The sequence below is a fragment of the Paracoccus aeridis genome (assembly GCF_004923205.2).
Taxonomy (GTDB): domain Bacteria; phylum Pseudomonadota; class Alphaproteobacteria; order Rhodobacterales; family Rhodobacteraceae; genus Paracoccus; species Paracoccus aeridis.
The window spans coordinates 1-18,526 of sequence record NZ_SELD02000003.1 but is presented as its reverse complement, the minus strand read 5'-3'; the positions used below and the strand labels follow the sequence as shown (position 1 = coordinate 18,526).

Annotated in this window: 19 protein-coding genes; 11 read left to right on the top strand and 8 right to left on the bottom strand. The window is 70.2% G+C overall.

Annotated elements, in window-relative coordinates; translation table 11 throughout:
* Positions 1–51 precede the first annotated feature (51 nt).
* From rpsP to rpmE, 6 genes are read left to right on the top strand one after another with little or no spacing between them, the layout of a single operon-like run.
* The gene (rpsP, locus tag ELI80_RS01345) at positions 52–513 is read left to right on the top strand and encodes a 30S ribosomal protein S16 (protein ID WP_136649195.1); all 462 of its coding nucleotides are present in this window, start codon (positions 52–54) and stop codon (positions 511–513) included.
* Positions 514–572: 59 nt separating this feature from the next.
* Positions 573–1,076 (top strand): ribosome maturation factor RimM, encoded by a 504-nt coding sequence (gene rimM, locus ELI80_RS01340; RefSeq protein ID WP_136649194.1) that lies wholly within the window; start codon positions 573–575, stop codon positions 1,074–1,076.
* Between the two features lie 8 nt (positions 1,077–1,084).
* Complete coding sequence (locus ELI80_RS01335; protein ID WP_136649193.1) at positions 1,085–1,405, top strand: hypothetical protein; 321 nt, start codon at positions 1,085–1,087, stop codon at positions 1,403–1,405.
* Positions 1,402–2,274 carry a tRNA (guanosine(37)-N1)-methyltransferase TrmD gene (gene trmD, locus ELI80_RS01330; protein ID WP_136649192.1) on the top strand — a complete coding sequence of 291 codons (873 nt, stop codon included), beginning with the start codon at positions 1,402–1,404 and terminating at the stop codon, positions 2,272–2,274. Before ELI80_RS01335 ends, trmD begins: the two co-directional genes overlap by 4 nt.
* Positions 2,271–2,687, top strand: coding sequence for a 50S ribosomal protein L19 (gene rplS / locus ELI80_RS01325; protein ID WP_136649191.1), 417 nt, complete (start codon positions 2,271–2,273; stop codon positions 2,685–2,687). Before trmD ends, rplS begins: the two co-directional genes overlap by 4 nt.
* Positions 2,688–2,698: 11 nt before the next feature.
* Complete coding sequence (rpmE, locus tag ELI80_RS01320; protein WP_131674715.1) at positions 2,699–2,920, top strand: 50S ribosomal protein L31; 222 nt, start codon at positions 2,699–2,701, stop codon at positions 2,918–2,920.
* 71 nt (positions 2,921–2,991) lie between these two features.
* Here the strand turns inward: rpmE and ELI80_RS01315 are convergent, their stop codons facing one another.
* Complete coding sequence (locus ELI80_RS01315) at positions 2,992–3,891, bottom strand: MBL fold metallo-hydrolase (protein ID WP_136649190.1); 900 nt, start codon at positions 3,889–3,891, stop codon at positions 2,992–2,994.
* Positions 3,892–4,029: 138 nt separating this feature from the next.
* Here ELI80_RS01315 and ELI80_RS01310 point away from each other — a divergent pair, with 138 nt between their 5' ends.
* The 3 genes from ELI80_RS01310 (at position 4,030) to ELI80_RS01300 (ending at position 9,402) form a co-directional block, all read left to right on the top strand.
* Complete coding sequence (locus ELI80_RS01310; protein ID WP_136649189.1) at positions 4,030–4,815, top strand: division plane positioning ATPase MipZ; 786 nt, start codon at positions 4,030–4,032, stop codon at positions 4,813–4,815.
* 163 nt (positions 4,816–4,978) lie between these two features.
* Positions 4,979–6,352 carry an efflux RND transporter periplasmic adaptor subunit gene (locus ELI80_RS01305; RefSeq protein ID WP_236641269.1) on the top strand — a complete coding sequence of 458 codons (1,374 nt, stop codon included), beginning with the start codon at positions 4,979–4,981 and terminating at the stop codon, positions 6,350–6,352.
* Entirely contained in the window at positions 6,349–9,402 is a 3,054-nt protein-coding gene (locus ELI80_RS01300; RefSeq protein ID WP_136649188.1) for an efflux RND transporter permease subunit, read from the top strand. The genes ELI80_RS01305 and ELI80_RS01300 overlap by 4 nt, the downstream gene beginning before the upstream one ends.
* 77 nt (positions 9,403–9,479) lie before the next feature.
* Here ELI80_RS01300 and ELI80_RS01295 read toward each other — a convergent pair whose 3' ends face one another.
* The 6 genes from ELI80_RS01295 to gatB all read right to left on the bottom strand — a co-directional run bounded on the left by ELI80_RS01295 (position 9,480) and on the right by gatB (position 16,332).
* Complete coding sequence (locus ELI80_RS01295) at positions 9,480–10,940, bottom strand: pyruvate dehydrogenase complex dihydrolipoamide acetyltransferase (protein WP_136649187.1); 1,461 nt, start codon at positions 10,938–10,940, stop codon at positions 9,480–9,482.
* A gap of 13 nt (positions 10,941–10,953) precedes the next feature.
* Positions 10,954–12,384, bottom strand: coding sequence for a pyruvate dehydrogenase complex E1 component subunit beta (locus ELI80_RS01290; RefSeq protein ID WP_136649186.1), 1,431 nt, complete (start codon positions 12,382–12,384; stop codon positions 10,954–10,956).
* A gap of 13 nt (positions 12,385–12,397) precedes the next feature.
* Positions 12,398–13,426, bottom strand: a complete 1,029-nt coding sequence (gene pdhA, locus ELI80_RS01285; protein WP_136649185.1) for a pyruvate dehydrogenase (acetyl-transferring) E1 component subunit alpha — start codon at positions 13,424–13,426, stop codon at positions 12,398–12,400.
* Between the two features lie 69 nt (positions 13,427–13,495).
* Entirely contained in the window at positions 13,496–13,792 is a 297-nt protein-coding gene (locus ELI80_RS01280; RefSeq protein WP_136649184.1) for an FtsB family cell division protein, read from the bottom strand.
* Between the two features lie 234 nt (positions 13,793–14,026).
* Positions 14,027–14,716 (bottom strand): DUF4177 domain-containing protein, encoded by a 690-nt coding sequence (locus ELI80_RS16275; RefSeq protein WP_236641268.1) that lies wholly within the window; start codon positions 14,714–14,716, stop codon positions 14,027–14,029.
* A 101-nt stretch (positions 14,717–14,817) separates the two neighbouring features.
* Positions 14,818–16,332: an Asp-tRNA(Asn)/Glu-tRNA(Gln) amidotransferase subunit GatB gene (gatB, locus tag ELI80_RS01270; protein ID WP_136649183.1), complete on the bottom strand. Its 1,515-nt coding sequence runs from the start codon at positions 16,330–16,332 to the stop codon at positions 14,818–14,820.
* A gap of 155 nt (positions 16,333–16,487) precedes the next feature.
* Between gatB and ELI80_RS01265 the strand changes: the two genes are divergently transcribed.
* The gene (locus ELI80_RS01265; protein ID WP_136649182.1) at positions 16,488–17,135 is read left to right on the top strand and encodes a lytic transglycosylase; all 648 of its coding nucleotides are present in this window, start codon (positions 16,488–16,490) and stop codon (positions 17,133–17,135) included.
* An 18-nt stretch (positions 17,136–17,153) separates the two neighbouring features.
* Here the strand turns inward: ELI80_RS01265 and ELI80_RS16005 are convergent, their stop codons facing one another.
* Positions 17,154–17,615, bottom strand: coding sequence for a hypothetical protein (locus tag ELI80_RS16005; RefSeq protein WP_161596407.1), 462 nt, complete (start codon positions 17,613–17,615; stop codon positions 17,154–17,156).
* A 70-nt stretch (positions 17,616–17,685) separates the two neighbouring features.
* Between ELI80_RS16005 and ELI80_RS16000 the strand changes: the two genes are divergently transcribed.
* The coding region (locus tag ELI80_RS16000; protein WP_161596406.1) for a hypothetical protein at positions 17,686–18,526 on the top strand (841 nt) is incomplete at its 3' end.

Genomic DNA, 18,526 nt, shown 5'->3' with positions numbered 1-18,526 from the left:
TCCCCGACGGCGGGTTTCCCCGCCACCCGCCATTTCAAAGGAGAACATCGAATGGCAATGAAGATCCGACTGGCCCGCGGCGGCTCCAAGAAGCGCCCGCACTACGCCATCGTCGCCACCGACTCGCGCATGCCGCGCGACGGCCGCTTCCTGGAAAAGCTGGGCACCTACAACCCGCTTCTGCCGCGCGACAGCGAAGACCGCATCAAGATGGACATGGAGCGCGTGCAGTACTGGCTGGGCCAGGGCGCGCAGCCGACCGACCGCGTGGCCCGCTTCCTGGAAGCCGCCGGCGCGACCGAGAAGACCGAGCGCAAGAACCTGAAGAAGGGCGAGCCCGGCAAGGCCGCGAAGGACCGCGCCGAAAAGCGCGCCGCCCGCGAGACCGCCGCGCGCGAGGCCGAGGAAGCCGCGCGGAACGCGCCCGCCGTCGAGGAAACGGCGACCGCGACCGCGACCGACGAAGCGGCGCTGGACGCGTCGGAAGCCACCAGCGGCACCGAATCGCCCTGAGCTTTCGCAGCCAACCGGCCGGGCGCGTCGTCGCCCGGCCATCCCTTTCGTGACGGAGCATCCGCATGACCGACCGCATCTGTGTGGGGGCCATCGCCGGCGCCTTCGGGGTGCGCGGCGAGGTGCGGCTGAAAAGCTTCTGCGCGCAGGCCGAGGACATCGCGACCTACGGCCCGCTTGCGACCGAGGACGGCAGGCGCAGCTTCGCCGTCAGGCTGACACGCCCCGTGAACGGCGGGCTCGGGGCGCGGCTGTCCGGGGTCGAGACGAAGGAACAGGCGGACGCGCTGAAGGGCACGACGCTATGGGCCGACCGCGCCGCCTTGCCCTCGCTTCCCGATGACGAATTCTACCACGCCGACCTGATCGGGCTGGAGGTCGTGGACACCGGCGGCGCCTCGCTGGGCCGCGTCCGCGCCGTCCACGACCATGGCGCGGGCGACATTCTTGAAATCTACGGAGCCGCCGGCGTCCTGCTGGTCCCGTTCACGCGCGCCGCGGTGCCGACCGTGGACCTTGCCGCGGGCCGCATCGTCGCCGACCCGCCCGAGAGCGACGAATGACCCGCGGCGTGTCCCCGACGCTCGTCCCCGCGCTGGCGATCATGTTCGCCGGCCCGCTGCTGCAAGGCCTGTCGGGCGCGAGCGATCCGAACGCCTATCTGTTCGCACCCGTCATCGCCGTGGCGACCCTTCCCGTCGGCGCGCGTCAGGACATGGCCGCCGCGCTGCGGCTTGCGGCGATGTTCCTCGGCATTGGCGTCCTCGCGCTGGCACTGTGGTGGGTCGGCGGGCAGGTCGGCCCGCTGGCCGGCATCCCCGGCTGGCTGCCGCTCGCCGTCACCGCCGCGGGCGCAATCCTCGCGATCGCGCCGGGATTCCGGCGCCGATGACCGACCAGCCGCCCCGATCCCACGGCCGTCTGCGGGCGGCGCCGTCGCTCCGCCCGCGCGAGCTGATGGCAGAGCCGCAGGTGGCCGGCGCCTGGACCGCGCAAATCGTGACCCTGTTCCCCGAGGCGTTTCCCGGCACGCTGGGCCTGTCCCTGACCGGCCGGGCGCTGGCCGAGGGGCTGTGGAACCTGCGGACGGTCCCGCTGCGGCAGTTCGGCGAGGGGCGGCACCGCAACGTGGACGACACGCCTGCAGGCGGCGGGGCGGGCATGGTGCTGCGCCCCGACGTGATGGCGTCCGCCCTGCGAGACGCCCAGGGCGCGCATCCCGGCCTGCCGGTCGTCTACCTGTCGCCGCGCGGCAAGCCGCTGACGCAGGCGCTTGCCCGCAAGCTGGCGCAGGGTCCGGGTGTCACCCTGATCTGCGGCCGGTTCGAAGGCGTGGACCAGCGCGTGCTGGACGCCTTCGACGTGGCCGAAGTCAGCATCGGCGACTACGTCCTGACGGGGGGAGAGATCGCGGCGCAGGTCTTGATCGACGCGACGGTCCGGCTTATACCGCGCGTGCTGGGGAATCAGGATTCGCTGGCCGAGGAATCCTTTTCCCACGGCCTACTTGAACATCCGCAGTACACGAAGCCTGCCATCTGGGAAGGCCGCGCGACGCCCGACGTTCTTCTGTCGGGCAACCACGCGGCCATTTCGCAATGGCGGGCGCAGCAGGCCGAAAGCCTGACCAAGGAACGCCGCCCCGACCTGTGGCGGGCATATGCCGAACGGCATGTGGACCCGGCAAAGGACCGACAGCTCTCGGGCGCATCAGACCAATCGCGGAACAGCCGCGAGCATGACAAGGACCCGTCGCGATGAACCTTATCGCCCAGATCGAAGCCGAGCAGATCGCCTCGCTCGGCAAGACCATCCCCGACTTCAAGGCCGGCGACACCGTGCGCGTCGGCTACAAGGTGACCGAAGGCACCCGGAGCCGCGTGCAGAACTACGAAGGCGTCTGCATCAGCCGCAAGGGCGGCGAGACGCTGGCCGCCTCGTTCACCGTCCGCAAGATCTCGTTCGGCGAGGGCGTCGAGCGCGTCTTCCCGCTGTACTCGACCAACATCGAGACGATCGAGGTCGTGCGCCGTGGCCGCGTGCGCCGCGCCAAGCTGTACTACCTGCGCGATCGCCGCGGCAAATCGGCCCGGATCGCCGAAGTCACCAACTACAAGCCGAAGGCCGACAAGGCCGCAGTTTCGGCTAGCTCCAACGCCAACGCCAACGCCTGAGGTCGCGCGCGATGAAAGCCGAAATCCACCCCGACTACCACATGATCTCCGTCAAGATGACGGACGGCACCACCTACCAGGTGCGCTCGACCTGGGGCAAGGAAGGCGACACCATGTCGCTGGACATCGACCCCACCTCGCATCCCGCCTGGACCGGCGGCTCGTCCAAGCTGATGGACACCGGCGGGCGCGTGTCGAAGTTCAAGAACAAGTACGCCGGCCTGGGCTTCTGATCCCCGCGCCAGCCGCACACGCGAATGCCGCCCCTTCGGGCGGCGTTCGTCATTTCGGCGACGTCTCCGGTTCAGGTGGCGGATTGCGGCGGCGTAAAGCGGTTCAGCGGGATCTTCAGGTAGCTGTGCCCGTCCGCCTCGGCCTTCGGCAGGCGGCCGCCGCGAAGGTTCACCTGCAGCGCGTGCAGCATCCGGTCGGGCAGCGCGAGCGTCCGGTCGCGGGCCTCGCGCGTGGCAATGAACTCGTCGCGCGTGATCCCATCGTGGACGTGGACGTTGCCCCGGCGATGCTCGGCCACGGTCGCCACGAAGCCGGGCTCCACCCCTGCCGACGGATAGTCGTGGCCGACGTAAAGCCGCGTGTCCGCCGGCAGGTTCAGGATCGCGCGGATGGAATCCCACAGGTCCGCCGCCCCGCCGCCCGGAAAATCGGTCCTGCTGGTCCCGCTTTTCGGCATCATCAGCGTGTCGTGGATGAAGGCGGCATCCCCCGCCACATAGGAGACCGACGCGAGCGTATGCCCCGGCGACAGCATCACCCGGACGGGGATCGACCCGACCTCGAAGATGTCGCCCTCGTTGAACAGCCGGTCCCACTGGCGCCCGTCCGTCGGCAGGTCGCCGTCGTGGTAGAAGCCGCGCCACATCCGCTGCACCTCGACCACGCGCGCCCCGATCCCCCGGGGAACGCCGCCCAGTTTCTCGGACAGGTAAGCCGCGGCGCTGAAGTGGTCGGCGTGGGGGTGGGTGTCGAGGATCCAGTCGACCGTGATCCCCCGGTCCCTGACGTGGCCGAGGATCCGGTCGGCCTGTTCGGAGCTGGTCGCGGCCGAGCGCGGGCAGAAGTTCCAGACCGGGTCCACGATCGCGCCGCGCATCGTCGCGGGGTCGTGGAACACGTATTGCAGGCTGCCTGTGGGACGGTCGAAGAAGCACTCGACGACCGGCGCGGCTGGGGGAAGGGACGGCATGGCTGTGGTCCTTTGCGGCATTTGCGCAGACCATATCGCGCCCCGCGTCGCGGGTGAACAGCGCAGGCGGGCCCTTGCCGCCCGCTCTTTCAACCCCGTCCCGGGCTGGCTAGATGATGGGGCGGCAAGGGGAATCGTGTGGCGCACATCATCGTCGTCGGGAACGAAAAGGGCGGGTCGGGCAAGTCCACGACCTCGATGCACGTGGCGACGGCGCTGGCGCGGATGGGTCACCGCGTGGGCGCGCTGGACCTCGACGTGCGCCAGCGCAGCTTCGGACGCTACCTTGAAAACCGCGCCGCCTTCGTCAAGCGCGAGGGGCTGGACCTGCCCACCCCGCTGCTGGGCGAGCTGCCGCGCGACGCGGTCGAGGCCGGCGAGGATCCGCTGTCGGCGGCCGTGGGCCGGCTCGACGCGGATTGCGACTTCATCCTGATCGACTGCCCGGGTTCGCACACCAGGCTCAGCCAGATGGCACATGCGCTGGCTGACACGCTCATCACGCCGATGAACGACAGCTTCATCGACTTCGACCTGCTCGCCCGCATGTCGCCCGAAGGAAAGGTGCTGGGCCCGTCGATCTATGCCGAGATGGTGTGGAACGCGCGCCAGCTGCGGGGCCAGGCGGGTGCAGGGCCGATCGACTGGATCGTGCTCAGGAACCGCCTCGGCACGCAGGAAATGCACAACAAGCGCAAGGTCGGGACCGCGCTTGCATCCCTGTCCAAGCGGATCGGCTTCCGGGTCGCTGCGGGCTTTGCCGAGCGCGTGATCTTCCGCGAGCTGTTCCCTCGGGGTCTGACGCTTCTGGATCTGCGCGACATCGGCACCTCGCAGCTGTCGATGTCGAACATCGCGGCGCGGCAGGAACTGCGCGACCTGATCACCGAATTGCGATTGCCGGGCGTGAACGCCGCGTTCTGAGCGGTCGCACGCCGCGGCAGCGGGACGGCGGCATTGTTGCGGGGGCGGCCCTGCACTAAGTAGTGCGGCGATCCAAGGTCAGGAAGCAATGCCACGTTCGCGCCGCCCTTCGTCCCCGGCTTTCACGCTTCCGGCGGCCCTGTTTGCGGTGGTGGCCCCGTTCGTGCTGGCCCCGCTCATGCTGGTCCCGGCCGGTCCTGCCCGCGCCGCCGATCCCGAACCCGCCGCGGCAGTCGCCGCCATCGTGCCGACCGTGACCGTCACGCGCGCGACCGTCAGCCCCGTGCAGCAGCGAGTGCCGGTGTCGGGCACCCTCGTCGCGCGGGCCGAGGTGCAGGTCTATCCGCAGGTTTCCGGCTACGAGATCAACGAGCTTCTGGTCGAAGTCGGCGACCGGGTGACGGCGGGCCAGCCGCTCGCCCGGCTGAGCGACACGACGCTGCGGGCCCAGCTGGCGCAGGCCGAGGCAGAGCTTGCGCGGGCCAGCGCCGCGATTGCCCAAGCGGAAAGCCAGATCGCGAGCGCGGACGCGGCGGCGGCGCAGGCGCAGTCGGCGCTGGACCGGACCCAGCGGCTCAACCGCAGCGGCAACACGACCCAGGCGGTGCTGGACGAGGCGATCGCCGCGAACGCGTCGGCCACCGCCGCGGCGGCATCCGCGCGGGGCGGGCTGGAGGTGGCGCAGGCCGGGCTGGCCCAGGCCGAGGCGGCGCGCGGCATCGCGCAGCTGAACCTCGACCGCGCGACCATCACCTCGCCCGCCGACGGCATCATCACGGAACGGAACGCGACGCGCGGCGCGCTGTCGGGCGGATCGGCCGAGCCGATGTTCCGCCTGATCGCGGACGGCGAGGTCGAGATGCAGGGGGAGATCCTCGAAACCGCGCTCGGCGGGCTCGAGGTCGGGGATCCCGCGCTCCTCACCGTGGCCGGCGTGGGCGAGGTCCGGGGCCAGGTCCGCCTGATCCCGGCGAGCGTCGATCCGGTCACGCGGCTGGGGATCGTACGCGTCGCGCTGGATCCCGACGACCGGCTGCGGCCGGGGCTGTTCTCGACCGGGTGGATCGTCCTCGACGAACGCGATGCCGTCACCGTGCCGTCCACCGCCGTGCTGACCGACGGCGACGGCGAGCGCGTGCAGGTCGTGCGCGACGGCCGGGTCGAGGCGCGGCCGGTCCGCGCCGGCGTCCTGTGGGACGGCCGCCGCGAGATCGTCGAAGGGCTGGACGAGGGAGAGCCGGTGCTGCTGCGCGCGGGCGCGTTCTTCCGCGACGGCGATCCCGTGAACGCCGTCGCCGAAGGCCCCGCCCCGTCCGACGCGGCGCCCGTTGCGGCCGCGGATACCCCTGCCGCCCAGGCTGGCGCCACCGGCGGGCCTCGCGCCGAGGCGAGCGGGGCCGCAGCCGCCGCCCCCGCGGCCGGTGCCCCTGTCGCCGAAGAAATCGCCGCCGAAGCAATCGCCGCCGAAGTGACTGCCGAGGCGGCCCCCTCCGCGACGCCGGGCACGCTGCCTGACTCGCAGGAAACGCTGCGATGAACCTCTCAACCTGGTCGATCCGCCAGCCGGTCCCGCCCATCGCGATCTTCCTCGTGCTGCTGATCGTCGGGCTGGTCAGCTTCAACCGGCTGCCGATCACCGCGATGCCGACCGTTGACCTGCCGCTGATCGACGTCACCGTCGCGCAGCAGGGCGCCGGCCCCAGCGAGCTGGTGAGCCAGGTCGCCCGGCCGATCGAGGACGCGGTCTATTCGATCCCGGACGTGCGTCACATCACCACCACCACGCTGGACGGCGCGGTGAACATGGTGGTCGAGTTCGAGCTGGAAGCCGACAGCGACCGCGCGCTCAACGACGTCAAGGACGCGATCTCGGGCGTGCGGTCCGACCTGCCCGGTTCGATCCTGGAACCGATCGTCCGGCGCATCGACGTGACCAGCATGCCGATCCTGACCTACGCGGTCAGCGACCAGACCAGCACGGTGAGCGAACTTTCCGACTTTGTCGACGACGTGATCGGGCGCGAGCTTTCGACCGTCCCGGGCGTCGGACAGGTCAACCGGATCGGCGGCGCCGACCGGGAAATCAGCGTCGAGCTGGACCCGAGCCGCCTGCTGGCGCTTGGCCTGACCGCCGCCGACGTGTCCCAGCAGCTGCGCGCGCGCAACATCGACATGGGCGGCGGCCGTGGCGACGTGTCGGGGCGGGAATATTCCATCCGCGCGCTCGGCGCCGCAGACACGGTGGCCCAGCTTGCCGGCTCGGCGATCGAGATCGGCGGCGGCCGGACGGTTCGACTGGACCAGCTCGGCACCGTGGTCGACGGCGCGAGCGAACAGCGCAACTTCGCGCTGCTGAATGGCCGCCCGGTCGTGGCCTTCGGCGTCTTCCGCGCGGTCGGCGCGTCCGACCTGCTGGCGGGCGACGGCGTCAAGGAAAAGCTCGCCGACATCGCGGTGCGCTATCCGAACGCGCAGATCACGCTGATCGACGACGCCACCACCTACACCGAACAGAGCTACGAAACGGCGATGCACACGCTGTACGAAGGCGCGGGGCTGGCGATCGTCGTGGTGCTGCTGTTCCTTCGCAACTGGCGCGCCACGCTGGTCGCCGCCGCCGCCCTTCCGCTTTCGGTCATCCCCACCTTCTTCGTCATGGACCTGCTGGGGTTTTCCCTCAACGGGATCAGCCTGCTGGGGATCACGCTCGTCACCGGGATCCTGGTCGACGACGCGATCGTGGAAATCGAGAACATCGTCCGCCACATCCACATGGGCACGCCGCCCTACGAGGCCGCGATAGAGGCGGCGAACGAGATCGGCACGACCGTGATCGCGATCAGCTTCTCGATCGTGGCGGTGTTCGCGCCGGTCGGCTTCATGAGCGGGGTGGCGGGCGAGTACTTCCGCCAGTTCGGGCTGACGGTCGCGGTGGCGGTGCTGTTCTCGCTTCTGACCGCGCGCATCATCACGCCGATGATGGCCGCCTACCTGATCCGCGGCGGCCGCGCCGAGGAGGAACGCGACGGCGCCATGATGCGCGGCCTCATGGGGACGCTGCGCTGGACGATGCGGCACCGCTTCCTCACGCTGCTGATGGGCCTTGGCATCTTCGCCGGCTCCATCTTCTCGGCCACGCTGCTGCCGACCGAGTTCCTGGCCGCCGCCGACCAGGGCCGCAGCCAGATCCAGGTCGAGCTGCCCCCCGGATCGACGATCGAGCAGACCGAGACCGTCGCCCGCCACCTGACCGATCGCATTTCGGACGTGCCCGAGGTGCAGACGGTGTTCGTGCAGGCCTCCCCGGACAACGTGTCCGAGGCGCGGATGATGGTGAACTACGGCCGCAGCGACACGCGCGAACGGACGCAGTTCGAGATCGAGGAACAGCTGAAGCACGACCTCTCGGACGTGCCCGACGTGCGGCTGAACTTCCAGAACGAAGCGGGAGGCAACGATCTCAGCGTCAGCGTGCTGGCCGACACTGAGGACGGCGCGGCCGAGGCGGCCGACCTGCTGGTCGCGGAGATGCGCAAGCTTCCGACGCTGGAAGGGGTCCGGTCGTCGTCCGCGATGCGGCGTCCCGAGATCCAGATCACGCCGAAGGACGAGATCGCGGCGCAGCTGGGCGTGTCGGCCAGCAGCCTTGCCCAGACGCTGCTGGTCGCGACGCTCGGCGACAGCGAATCGAACTTGGCGAAGTTCAACGCGGGCGACGAGCAGATCCCGATCGTGGTGCGCCTGAACGAGGCCGCGCGGAACGACCTGCAGCAGGTCCAGAACCTGCGCGTGCCGTCCGCCGCGGGCCAGGTGCCGCTGGCAGTCGTGGCCGACGTGTCGTTGTCGGCCGGTCCCACGCAGATCGAACGCTACGACCGCCGCTATCGCACCTCGGTCTCGGCCAACCTTGCCGACGGCGCGGTCCTGGGGCCGGCGGCCGCTCAGGTGCAGGCGCTGCAGGATTCGCTCGACCTGCCCCCGGGAACCGAGTTCCAGAGCTCGGGCGATGCCGAGATCATGGCCGAGGTGTTCAGTTCCTTTGCCCTGGCCATGGCTGCGGGGGTGCTGCTCGTCTACGTCGTGCTCGTGCTGCTGTTCCACAGCTTCATCACGCCCATCTCGATCCTGCTGTCGCTGCCGCTGGCGATCGGCGGCGCAATCCTCGCGCTCTACATCTTCGACTTCGCCATCGGGATGCCGGTGGTGATCGGGTTCCTGATGCTGATGGGGATCGTGACCAAGAACGCGATCATGCTGGTCGAGTTCGCGCTGCAGGCGATGAGCGACGGGGTGCCCAAGCGCGACGCGATCCTCGACGCCGTCCACAAGCGCGCGCGCCCGATCATCATGACTACGATCGCAATGGCGGCGGGGATGCTGCCCTCGGCCCTGTCGCAGGGCGACGGCAGCGAGTTCCGGTCGCCGATGGCCGTGGCGGTGATCGGCGGGCTGCTGCTGTCCACGCTGTTGTCGCTGCTGTTCGTGCCGTCGCTGTTCTCGCTTCTGGACGGCATGCAGGACCGCCTGGGACGCGTGCTGCGGCAGCTGATCGGGGTGAACAGCGAGCGGAAGGCACCCGCCGAATAAGTGCAAGGACAGCGCCGCGGCCGGACCTTGGACGATGGCAGGGCAGGCCCGCGCCGTTCGTGCGCGGGCCGCCCCGGTCAGGCGAGCATCGAGATCGGGTGTTCCAGGTTCTCGACGATATGCGCCAGCAGCTTCGCCCCCAGCGCGCCGTCGATGACGCGGTGGTCCACCGACAGCGTCATCGACATGACGTTGCGGATCACGACCTGGTCGCCCTCGACGACGGGCGTCTGGATGCCCGCGCCGACCGCGAGGATCGCACCGTGCGGCGGGTTGATGACGGCGTCGAAGTTCTCGATCCCGAACATGCCGAGGTTCGAGATGGCGAAGCTGCCGCCCTGGTATTCGTGCGGCGCAAGCTTTTTCGACTTCGCGCGGTTCGCAAGGTCCTTCATCTCGGCCGACAGCGCCGACAAAGTCTTGGTGTGGGCGTCCTTCAGGACCGGCGTGAACAGCCCGCCCTCGACCGCGACCGCGACCGCCACGTCGGACGGCTTCAGCTTGTAGATCCGGTCTCCGGCCCAGACGGCGTTGGCGTCGGGCACCTGCTGCAGCGCGACGGCGCAGGCCTTGATAATGAAGTCGTTGACCGACAGCTTCACGTCTCGGCCCGCAAGCTGCTTGTTCAGGTCGGCGCGGAACGCCATCAGCGCGTCCAGCCTGGCCGACCGGCGCAGGTAGAAGTGCGGGATGGTCTGCTTGGCCTCGGATAGCCGCGCGGCAATGGTGCGGCGCATACCGTCGAGCTGCACCTCCTCAATCTCGCGGCCTTCCAGCATCTTGCGGACGGTCTCGGCCCCCATGCCCTTCGGCGCGGCGGCAGCGGCCGGTGCGGCGGCTGCGGGCTGCGCGCCGGCTGCGGTGGCCTTCTCGGCGGGGGCTTTCGCAGCGGTGGGCTGGCCAGCGGCGGGTTGGGCCGCAGCGGGTTCCGCACCCTCGACGTCGGACTTGACGATCCGGCCCTTCGGCCCACTGCCGGCGATGCCGGACAGGTCGATGCCGCGCTCGGCCGCGATCCGGCGGGCGAGCGGGGACGCGAAGACGCGGTCGCCCTTTCCCTTCGGCGCAGGCTTGTCGGCCGAAGCCGCAGCCGCCCTGACCGGCGCCGCCCCGGCCGCATCCGCCTGGCCGTCGGCCGACGCCGGTGCGTCGGTTGCGCCCCCGTAGCCCCTGGCTTCCTGCGGCGCCTCGCCCGTCCTCGCAGCGGCCCCTTGCGCGTCGTCCCCATTCGCCGCGCCGCCCTTCGTCTCGGGCGCTTCCGTCGCGGCGGGAGCGGATACGGCCGACGCGTCCTCGCCTTCCTCCAGCAGCACGGCGATCGGCGTGTTGACCTTCACCCCCTGGGTGCCCTCGGCAATCATGATCTTGCCGATGGTGCCTTCGTCCACCGCCTCGAACTCCATCGTGGCCTTGTCCGTCTCGATCTCGGCCAGGATGTCGCCGGATTTCACGACGTCGCCTTCCTTGACGAGCCACTTGGCGAGCGTCCCTTCCTCCATCGTGGGGGACAGGGCGGGCATCAGGATCTCGGTTGCCATGTCGCGCGCCCCCTTACCGATAGGTCACTTTGCGGACCGCCTCGACCACGTCGGCCGCGGTGATCAGCGCCAGCTTTTCCAGGTTCGCCGCGTAGGGCATCGGCACGTCCTTGCCCGCGCAGTTGATGACCGGCGCGTCGAGCCAGTCGAACGCGTTCTCCATCAGCCAGGCGCTCAGGTGGTTGCCGATGGACCCGACCGGGAAGCCTTCCTCGACCGTGACGCAGCGGTTGGTCTTCTGCACCGAGGCGAGGATCGCGGCGTAGTCGATCGGCCGGACGGTGCGCAGGTCGATCACCTCGGCCTCGATCCCGTCCTGCGCCAGCGTCTCGGCGGCTTCCAGCGCGTGGGCCATGCCGATGCCGAAGCTGACGATGGTGACGTCCTTGCCCGGCCGCGCGATCTTCGCCTTGCCGAACGGCACGGTGAAGTCGTCCAGCACCGGCACGTCGAAGCTGCGGCCGTAGAGGATCTCGTTTTCCAGGAAGATGACCGGGTTCGGGTCGCGGATCGCGGTCTTGAGCAGGCCCTTCGCGTCGGCCGCCGTGTAGGGCTGGACGACCTTCAGGCCCGGGATCGCGGCGTACCACGCGGCGTAGTCCTGGCTGTGCTGGGCGGCCACGCGGGCGGCGGCGCCGTTCGGGCCGCGGAACACGATCTGGCACCCCATCTGCCCGCCCGACATGTAAAGCGTCTTGGCCGCCGAGTTGATGATGTGGTCGATGGCCTGCATGGCGAAGTTGAAGGTCATGAACTCGACGATCGGCTTCAGCCCGCCGAACGCGGCGCCGACGCCGATGCCCGCGAAGCCGTGTTCGGTGATCGGCGTATCCACCACGCGCCGCGGGCCGAACCTGTCCAGCAGGCCCTGGCTGATCTTGTAGGCGCCCTGGTATTCGCCGACCTCCTCGCCCATCAGGAACACGGCCTCGTCGCGCTCCATCTCCTCGGCCATGGCCTCGCGCAGCGCCTCGCGGACGGTCATCTGCCTGACCGGCGTGCCCTCGGGCCAATCGGGGCTGGCATCCGGTTCAGGGGTGGCGACCGATTCGACCGCGGATTTCGCGGCGGCGGGGGCGCGGTCCGGGGCCTCGCCCGTCTCGTCGCGGCTGTTCTCGCCCTTGCCCTTCTGGGCGAGGGGGCCGTCCGCCGCCGGTGCGGCTGCGGCCGCTTCGGGCTGCGCGGCGTCGCCGGCCTCCTCGCCCTCGCCCGCCAGCGTGGCGATGGGCGTGTTCACCTTCACGCCCTGCGTCCCCTCGGCCACCAGGAGCTTGCCGATGGTGCCTTCGTCCACCGCCTCGAACTCCATCGTGGCCTTGTCCGTCTCGATCTCGGCCAGGATGTCGCCGGATTTCACGACGTCGCCTTCCTTGACGAGCCACTTGGCGAGCGTCCCTTCCTCCATCGTGGGGGACAGCGCCGGCATCAGGATCTGGATTGCCATGTTCGTCGTCCCCTCAGGCGTTCGCTTCGGCGTAGATGTCGGTCCAGAGCTCCTCGGGCGGCGGCTCCGGGCTTTCCCGCGCGAAGTCGGCCGAGTCGTTCACGATGTCCTTGATGTCCTTGTCGATCGCCTTCAGGTCGTCGTCCGACGCATGGCCTCCCGACACGAGGATCTGGCGCACATGCTCGATCGCGTCCTTTTCGTCGCGCATCTTCTGCACTTCCTCGCGGGTGCGGTACTTGGCGGGGTCCGACATCGAGTGGCCGCGATAGCGGTAGGTCATCATTTCGAGAATGTAGGGGCCGTTCCCCGCGCGGCAGTGCGCGACCGCCTTCTCGCCCGCGGCCTTGACCGCCAGCACGTCCATGCCGTCCACCTGCTCGCCCGGGATGCCGAACGCCTCGCCCCGCCCGTAGAAAGTCGTGGATTTGGTGGAACGCTTGACCGAGGTGCCCATCGCGTACTGGTTGTTCTCGATTACGAAGACGACCGGCAGCGACCACAGCTCGGCCATGTTGTAGGTTTCGTAGACCTGACCCTGGTTCGCGGCGCCGTCGCCGAAATAGGTGAAGGTGACGTTGTCGTTGCCGAGGTACTTGTCGGCGAAGGCGAGACCCGCGCCCAGCGGCACCTGCGCGCCGACGATGCCGTGGCCGCCGTAGAAATGCTTTTCGCGGCTGAACATGTGCATGCTGCCGCCCTTGCCCTTGGAATAGCCGCCGATGCGGCCGGTGAGCTCGGCCATGACGCCCCGCGCCTCCATCCCGGCGGCCAGCATGTGGCCGTGGTCGCGGTAGCTGGTGATGCGCTTGTCGCCTTCCTTGGCTGCCGCTTCCAGGCCGACGACGACCGCTTCCTGGCCGATGTAGAGGTGACAGAACCCGCCGATCAGGCCCATCCCGTACAGCTGCCCCGCCTTTTCCTCGAACCGGCGGATCAGCAGCATGTCGCGATACAGCTTCAGCAGTTCGTCGCGCGGGATGTTGGTCGGGGCGGGCGACGTGGCGTCGGCCTGGCTTGCGGCTGCGGGCTTCCTTGCCATGCGGGCTCCTCCGGCTGGCGATAGTTCAGCGTTAAACCAACGCTAGCGCAGCCCGTTCCGCCCCGCAAGTCAGCGGATCACGATCTCGTCGGGTCGGGCGTAGCCCAGCACGTCGCGGGCGCGTTCATCCAGCAGGTCCATGTCGAGGTATTCGTTCGACAGCCGCCGAGTCAGGTTCTTCATCCGGTCCACCTCGGCCTGCAGGCGGTCGCGCTCGGCCACCAGATCGGCCGTCTCGGCGTCAAGCTGCACCCGCCGCAGGATCCCCGACGGGCCCTGCACGGCGGCGATCGCGAAGTAGAGCCCCACGAGGACCATCAGCGCAAAGAAAACCAGCGCGCTGATCGAAAGACGGGATTGGTTCATGGCGGCGTCCGCAAGGTGGCGTGGCATCCAGTGTGCCACGGGCGCAGGGCCGGGGGAATCCCCCGCGCTTCGTCAGGCGCTTGCCCGCTGCGTTCCCGGGCGGCTGAGACGACTGCAGCAGGAAGCCGACGGGGCTGGGCGGGACCACAAAAGCCGATGATCCCGACATGCAACCCGCGGCTCCCGCACGAGTCGCGGACCGCAGGGTCCGGGGTGATCGCGTGCGGACGGCGATCAGCGTTGCGCCGGCCCCAGGCGGGTCGGCGGCGCCGTCGGGTCCGCGGGCAGGTCCGGCTCGCCGTGGCGCGGCATCGCCTCGCCGAAGGCGGGGCGGTGCGGGCTGGCGCCGGCCGCTGCACCGTCGTTCTGCTCGTCTCCGTCGAGTGCGGGCGGGTATGCTGCCCGGTCGCTCGCGAAGTCAGTGACGCGCTCGGGGACATGGGTGCGGTCGGGGACCGGCTGGCCGGTCGGGGTCGCGTCGCCGGAAGGCCCGTCGGGCCAGCTGGGCGGGGGGTCGGGCTGGCGGACGGGCGCGGCGGTGTCCGCCCGCTGCATCGGGACCGGCGTCGCGGAAGGCGGTGGGGCGCTCGAAGCCCCCTGCGTCCGGACCTCCTGCGCCTGCCGCGGCACCGAAGCCGGGGGCTGCGCCGAATCGTGACGGGCGGCCGGGTTGCTACGCTGCTGGTCGCCATGAAGCCCGCGGCGGAACACCAGCACGTTGTGATAGACCGTCGTGCGGCTGGTCAGGCCGCTGCGTTCCTCGCAGGGCAGCGTCTCGGCCCGGACGTATTCCCAGCCGTTCGCCGCCATCCGGTTCATCTCGGTCAGCAGCGCATAGGAAAAGCGCTCCGCCCCAGTGCGCGCGCCCTTGGCCTTTTCACCGCGGCTTGGGGCCGGGATGACGGTGTATTCGTAGCTCTGCATGCTGCCCCCCTGTTCACGACCGGCGGCTTCGCGACCGGCGTCGATTGCGACCGAACGCCCGAGACCCGTTCATCGTTGCACCCGGCAGCCCCGGGCCGCGGTCAATGCCCCAGCTTCTTCGCGACCAGCTCGTTGACCGTGGCCGGGTTCGCCTTGCCCCCGGTGGCCTTCAGCACCTGCCCCGTGAACCAGCCGGCAAGCTTCGGGTTGGCCCGCGCCTTCTCGACCTGCGCGGGGTTGGCGGCAATGATCTCGTCCACCGCGGCCTCGATGGCGCCGGTGTCGGTCACCTGCTTCATGCCGCGGGCGGCCGCGATCTCGGCCGGGTCGCCGCCCTCGGTCCAGACGATCTCGAACAGGTCCTTGGCCATCTTGCCGGAAATCTCGCCCGACCCGATCAGGTCCAGCACCCCGCCAAGCTGGGCCGCGCTGACGGGACTGTCGGCGATCGAAAGGCCCTGCTTGTTCAGCCGGCCGAACAGTTCGTTGATGACCCAGTTCGCGGCCTGCTTGCCCTCGCGGCCGTTCGCCACCGCCTCGAAGAAGTCCGCGCTCTCGACCTCGGCCGTGAGAACGCCGGCGTCGTATTCCGACAGCCCCAGCACCTGCACGAAGCGGGCCTTCTTCTCGTCCGGAAGCTCCGGCATGGACGCGGCGATGTCGTCCACCCACCCCTGCTCGATCTCGAGCGGCAGCAGGTCGGGGTCGGGGAAATAGCGGTAGTCGTGCGCTTCTTCCTTGGAGCGCATCGACCGCGTCTCGCCCCGGTCGGGATCGTAGAGCCGGGTTTCCTGCACGATCTGCCCGCCATCCTCGAGAATGGCGATCTGCCGGCGCGCCTCGTAGTCGATCGCGGCCTGGATGAAGCGCAGCGAGTTCATGTTCTTGATCTCGCAGCGGGTGCCGAGATGGCTGAAATCCTGCGTTTCCTGATAGCGTTCATAGTCGCCTGGACGGCAGACGCTGACGTTAACGTCGGCGCGCAGGTTGCCGTTCTGCATGTTGCCGTCGCAGGTGCCCAAATAGCGCATGATCTGGCGCAGCTTTGCGACATAGGCCGCCGCCTCCTCGGGGCTGCGGATGTCGGGGCGGCTCACGATTTCCATCAGGGCGACGCCGGTGCGGTTCAGGTCCACGAAGGACAGCGCAGGGTCCATGTCGTGGATCGACTTGCCGGCGTCCTGTTCCAGGTGGATCCGCTCGATCCGCACCCGCCGCGCTACGCCGGGGCCCATGTCCACGATGATCTCGCCCTCGCCCACGATGGGGTGGTAGAGCTGGCTGATCTGGTAGCCCTGCGGCAGGTCCGGGTAGAAGTAGTTCTTGCGGTCGAACGCGCTCGTCAGGTTGATCGCGGCCTTCAGCCCCAGCCCGGTGCGGACGGCCTGCGCCACGCAGTATTCGTTGATGACCGGCAGCATCCCCGGCATCGCCGCATCGACGAAGCTCACGTTCGAGTTCGGCTCGGCCCCGAAGGTTGTCGACGCGCCGGAAAACAGCTTCGCGTTCGATGCGACCTGCGCGTGGACCTCGAGCCCGATCACCAGTTCCCAGTCGCCCTTGGCCCCGGCGATCACCTTGGGTTCGGGCGCGGTATAGGTGAGGTGGTCGAGCATCTGGGCCTCCGGCTTCAATCGGGGTTTTCTACGGCCCCGCCCCTGTTTGGGCAAGTCGCCGCGGCGGACGCAGGTTCCGGTCGCGGGATCGTTGGTTGCGGCCTGCCGGCGCGCGTTGCAATGCAGGGGCAAAAGAACGACGAGGGGACAGAACGATGCGGATGATCGTCGCGGGCGCGATGATGGCGGTACTGGCGGGCTGCGGAACCCCGGCAGTGCGCGACGCCGTCCGCGCGCCCACCATGGTGCCGGATGCGAAGCCCGGCGCGGTCGCCCGCCTGCGCGCGGCCCTGCCCGGCGGCAAGCCCCTGCCGATGGCGTGGGAAGGCCAGGCCCAGTCCGACGACTGGACCGCCGCAATGCTGGAGGCGCTGGAAACCGAAGGCGTCACGCTGATGTCGTCGATGCCCGCGGACGTGCTGGAATACTGCCCGGGCTACGCGAAGCAGTCGCCGCAGGACCGCGCCGCCTTCTGGGCCGGGTTCATGTCCAAGGTCGCGGGACAGGAAAGCGGCTGGAACCCGCTGTCGAAGCGCGGCGACGCGGTCGGCTTGCTGGGCGTGTCGGCCAAGGCGGCGCAAGGCGCGGGATGCGAGGCGGGATTGCTGGACGTGCGCGCCAACCTGCAGTGCGGCGTCCGGATCATGGCCCGCAACGTGGCCCGCGACGGCGCGATCAGCGCGCCTTTGGACAGCACCGGGCGCGGCTGGCGCGGTGCCGCGCGCGACCTGCTGTCGCTGCGGTCGGGTTCAAGCCGCGGCGAGCTTGCCACGTGGACCCGGCGGCAGAGCTATTGCCGCTGAGGCAGGCGCCGGCGGTCCTTAGCTTCCGCCGAGGATCGGCAGGTCGTACTGGCGGCCGGCCTTGACGTAGCTGATCCGCCCCTTGCCGATCGAGTTGATGGCGCCGCCGTCGATCCGGTCGCCCAGGCGCACCGTCACGACCTTGCCGCTGCGAAGCCGGATCAGACCGCGGCTGGCCTTGCCCGCGCCGATCACCCCGATCACCTGCGTCTTGGCGAGGTCGAGCCCGCCCACGGTCGCGTTCTTGGTGACGGCGTTCGACTGCGGCGTCCTGGCGGTCGCGGTGGCGACCTCGGGCTCGGCATCGGCTTCCGGCGGCTTGTAGGTGCCGGTCGAGGCGATCGCCGCCCGCTCCTCGGCCGCCGCCTGCGCGCGGGCGCGGGCCTCTGCCGCCGCCCGCTCGTTCTGCTCGCGCTGCTGGTCGGCCGAGGCTTGCGCGCGGGCGCGCGCCTCGGCCTGCGCCTGCAACTGCTCGTCCATCGCCTGCTGGGTCGGGCTGGGCGCCTTCGGTGCCGCAGCCGCCGCGGGGGCTGCGGGGGCCGCCGGGGCCGTGTCCGCCTGCGCCGGCGCGTCGGGCGTGGCGACGGGTGCGCGGGCGGCCGCCTTCGCGACCGCCTCGGCCGTCTCGTCCGTGCCGGATGTGGCGGACTGGCCCAACCCCTTCGGACGGGCGCGCGGCGAAGGCGAGCTCAGCGCCGCGATCTTCACCGGCGAAGCGGTGCTCGCCCCGGCACTTGCGACGGCGGCGGCCACGGCCACGTCGACAGCCGATGCGCCGGCGGCGGAAGGCGCCAACCTGGAAGGCCGGTGCGCCGGCCGTCCTTCGGCCGAGGCGGACCTGGCCACGATGGCTTTTGGCGCCGGATCGTCGGCGGCTGCCACCGCGGCGTCGATGGCGGAACGGGCCGGCGGCTTGGCGGCGTTCTCGGACGCTTTGCCGGAGGACGACTTCGTGGAAGAAGACTTCTCGGAGGACGATTTCTCGGGCGAAGCCGATGCCGAAGCCGACTTGGCGGACGACTTCCGCGCGGGCGCTGCCGCCTCTTCGACCGCTGCCTCGATCGCCGACTTCACCGACGCATCCGTCCGGGTTTCCCCTGCCCCGGCGGGCCTGCGCGAGGGGCGGGCCTCGGCCAAGCGCGGCGCGTCGGAACCGGCGACCCGCAGCGCCACCGGCCAGGCGGCATGCGGGATCGTGCCCGCCGTCGCGAGCCGCAGCGTCTGCACGCGCGGCAGGTTCATCGCGGATCCCGACGGCTTGCGGGCCGGGCGCGAGGTGGGCGCTTCGGGTGCCGGTGCGACCTCCGCAGCAGGCGGGGGCGCGCTGCGGCGGGCCGGCGGGGGCGCGGACGAGGGCCGCGGGGCGCTGGCCTCGGGCCCGGGCGTCGCGC

Coding starts and splice junctions, on each gene's coding strand:
- rpsP (WP_136649195.1), top strand. CDS start 52: ATGGCAATGAAGATCCGACTGGCCCGCGGCGGCTCCAAGAAGCGCCCG.
- trmD (WP_136649192.1), top strand. CDS start 1,402: ATGACCGACCAGCCGCCCCGATCCCACGGCCGTCTGCGGGCGGCGCCG.
- rplS (WP_136649191.1), top strand. CDS start 2,271: ATGAACCTTATCGCCCAGATCGAAGCCGAGCAGATCGCCTCGCTCGGC.
- rpmE (WP_131674715.1), top strand. CDS start 2,699: ATGAAAGCCGAAATCCACCCCGACTACCACATGATCTCCGTCAAGATG.
- ELI80_RS01315 (WP_136649190.1), bottom strand. CDS start 3,891: ATGCCGTCCCTTCCCCCAGCCGCGCCGGTCGTCGAGTGCTTCTTCGAC.
- ELI80_RS01300 (WP_136649188.1), top strand. CDS start 6,349: ATGAACCTCTCAACCTGGTCGATCCGCCAGCCGGTCCCGCCCATCGCG.
- ELI80_RS01295 (WP_136649187.1), bottom strand. CDS start 10,940: ATGGCAACCGAGATCCTGATGCCCGCCCTGTCCCCCACGATGGAGGAA.
- ELI80_RS01290 (WP_136649186.1), bottom strand. CDS start 12,384: ATGGCAATCCAGATCCTGATGCCGGCGCTGTCCCCCACGATGGAGGAA.
- pdhA (WP_136649185.1), bottom strand. CDS start 13,426: ATGGCAAGGAAGCCCGCAGCCGCAAGCCAGGCCGACGCCACGTCGCCC.
- ELI80_RS01280 (WP_136649184.1), bottom strand. CDS start 13,792: ATGAACCAATCCCGTCTTTCGATCAGCGCGCTGGTTTTCTTTGCGCTG.
- ELI80_RS16275 (WP_236641268.1), bottom strand. CDS start 14,716: ATGCAGAGCTACGAATACACCGTCATCCCGGCCCCAAGCCGCGGTGAA.
- gatB (WP_136649183.1), bottom strand. CDS start 16,332: ATGCTCGACCACCTCACCTATACCGCGCCCGAACCCAAGGTGATCGCC.
- ELI80_RS01265 (WP_136649182.1), top strand. CDS start 16,488: ATGCGGATGATCGTCGCGGGCGCGATGATGGCGGTACTGGCGGGCTGC.
- ELI80_RS16005 (WP_161596407.1), bottom strand. CDS start 17,615: ATGGACGAGCAGTTGCAGGCGCAGGCCGAGGCGCGCGCCCGCGCGCAA.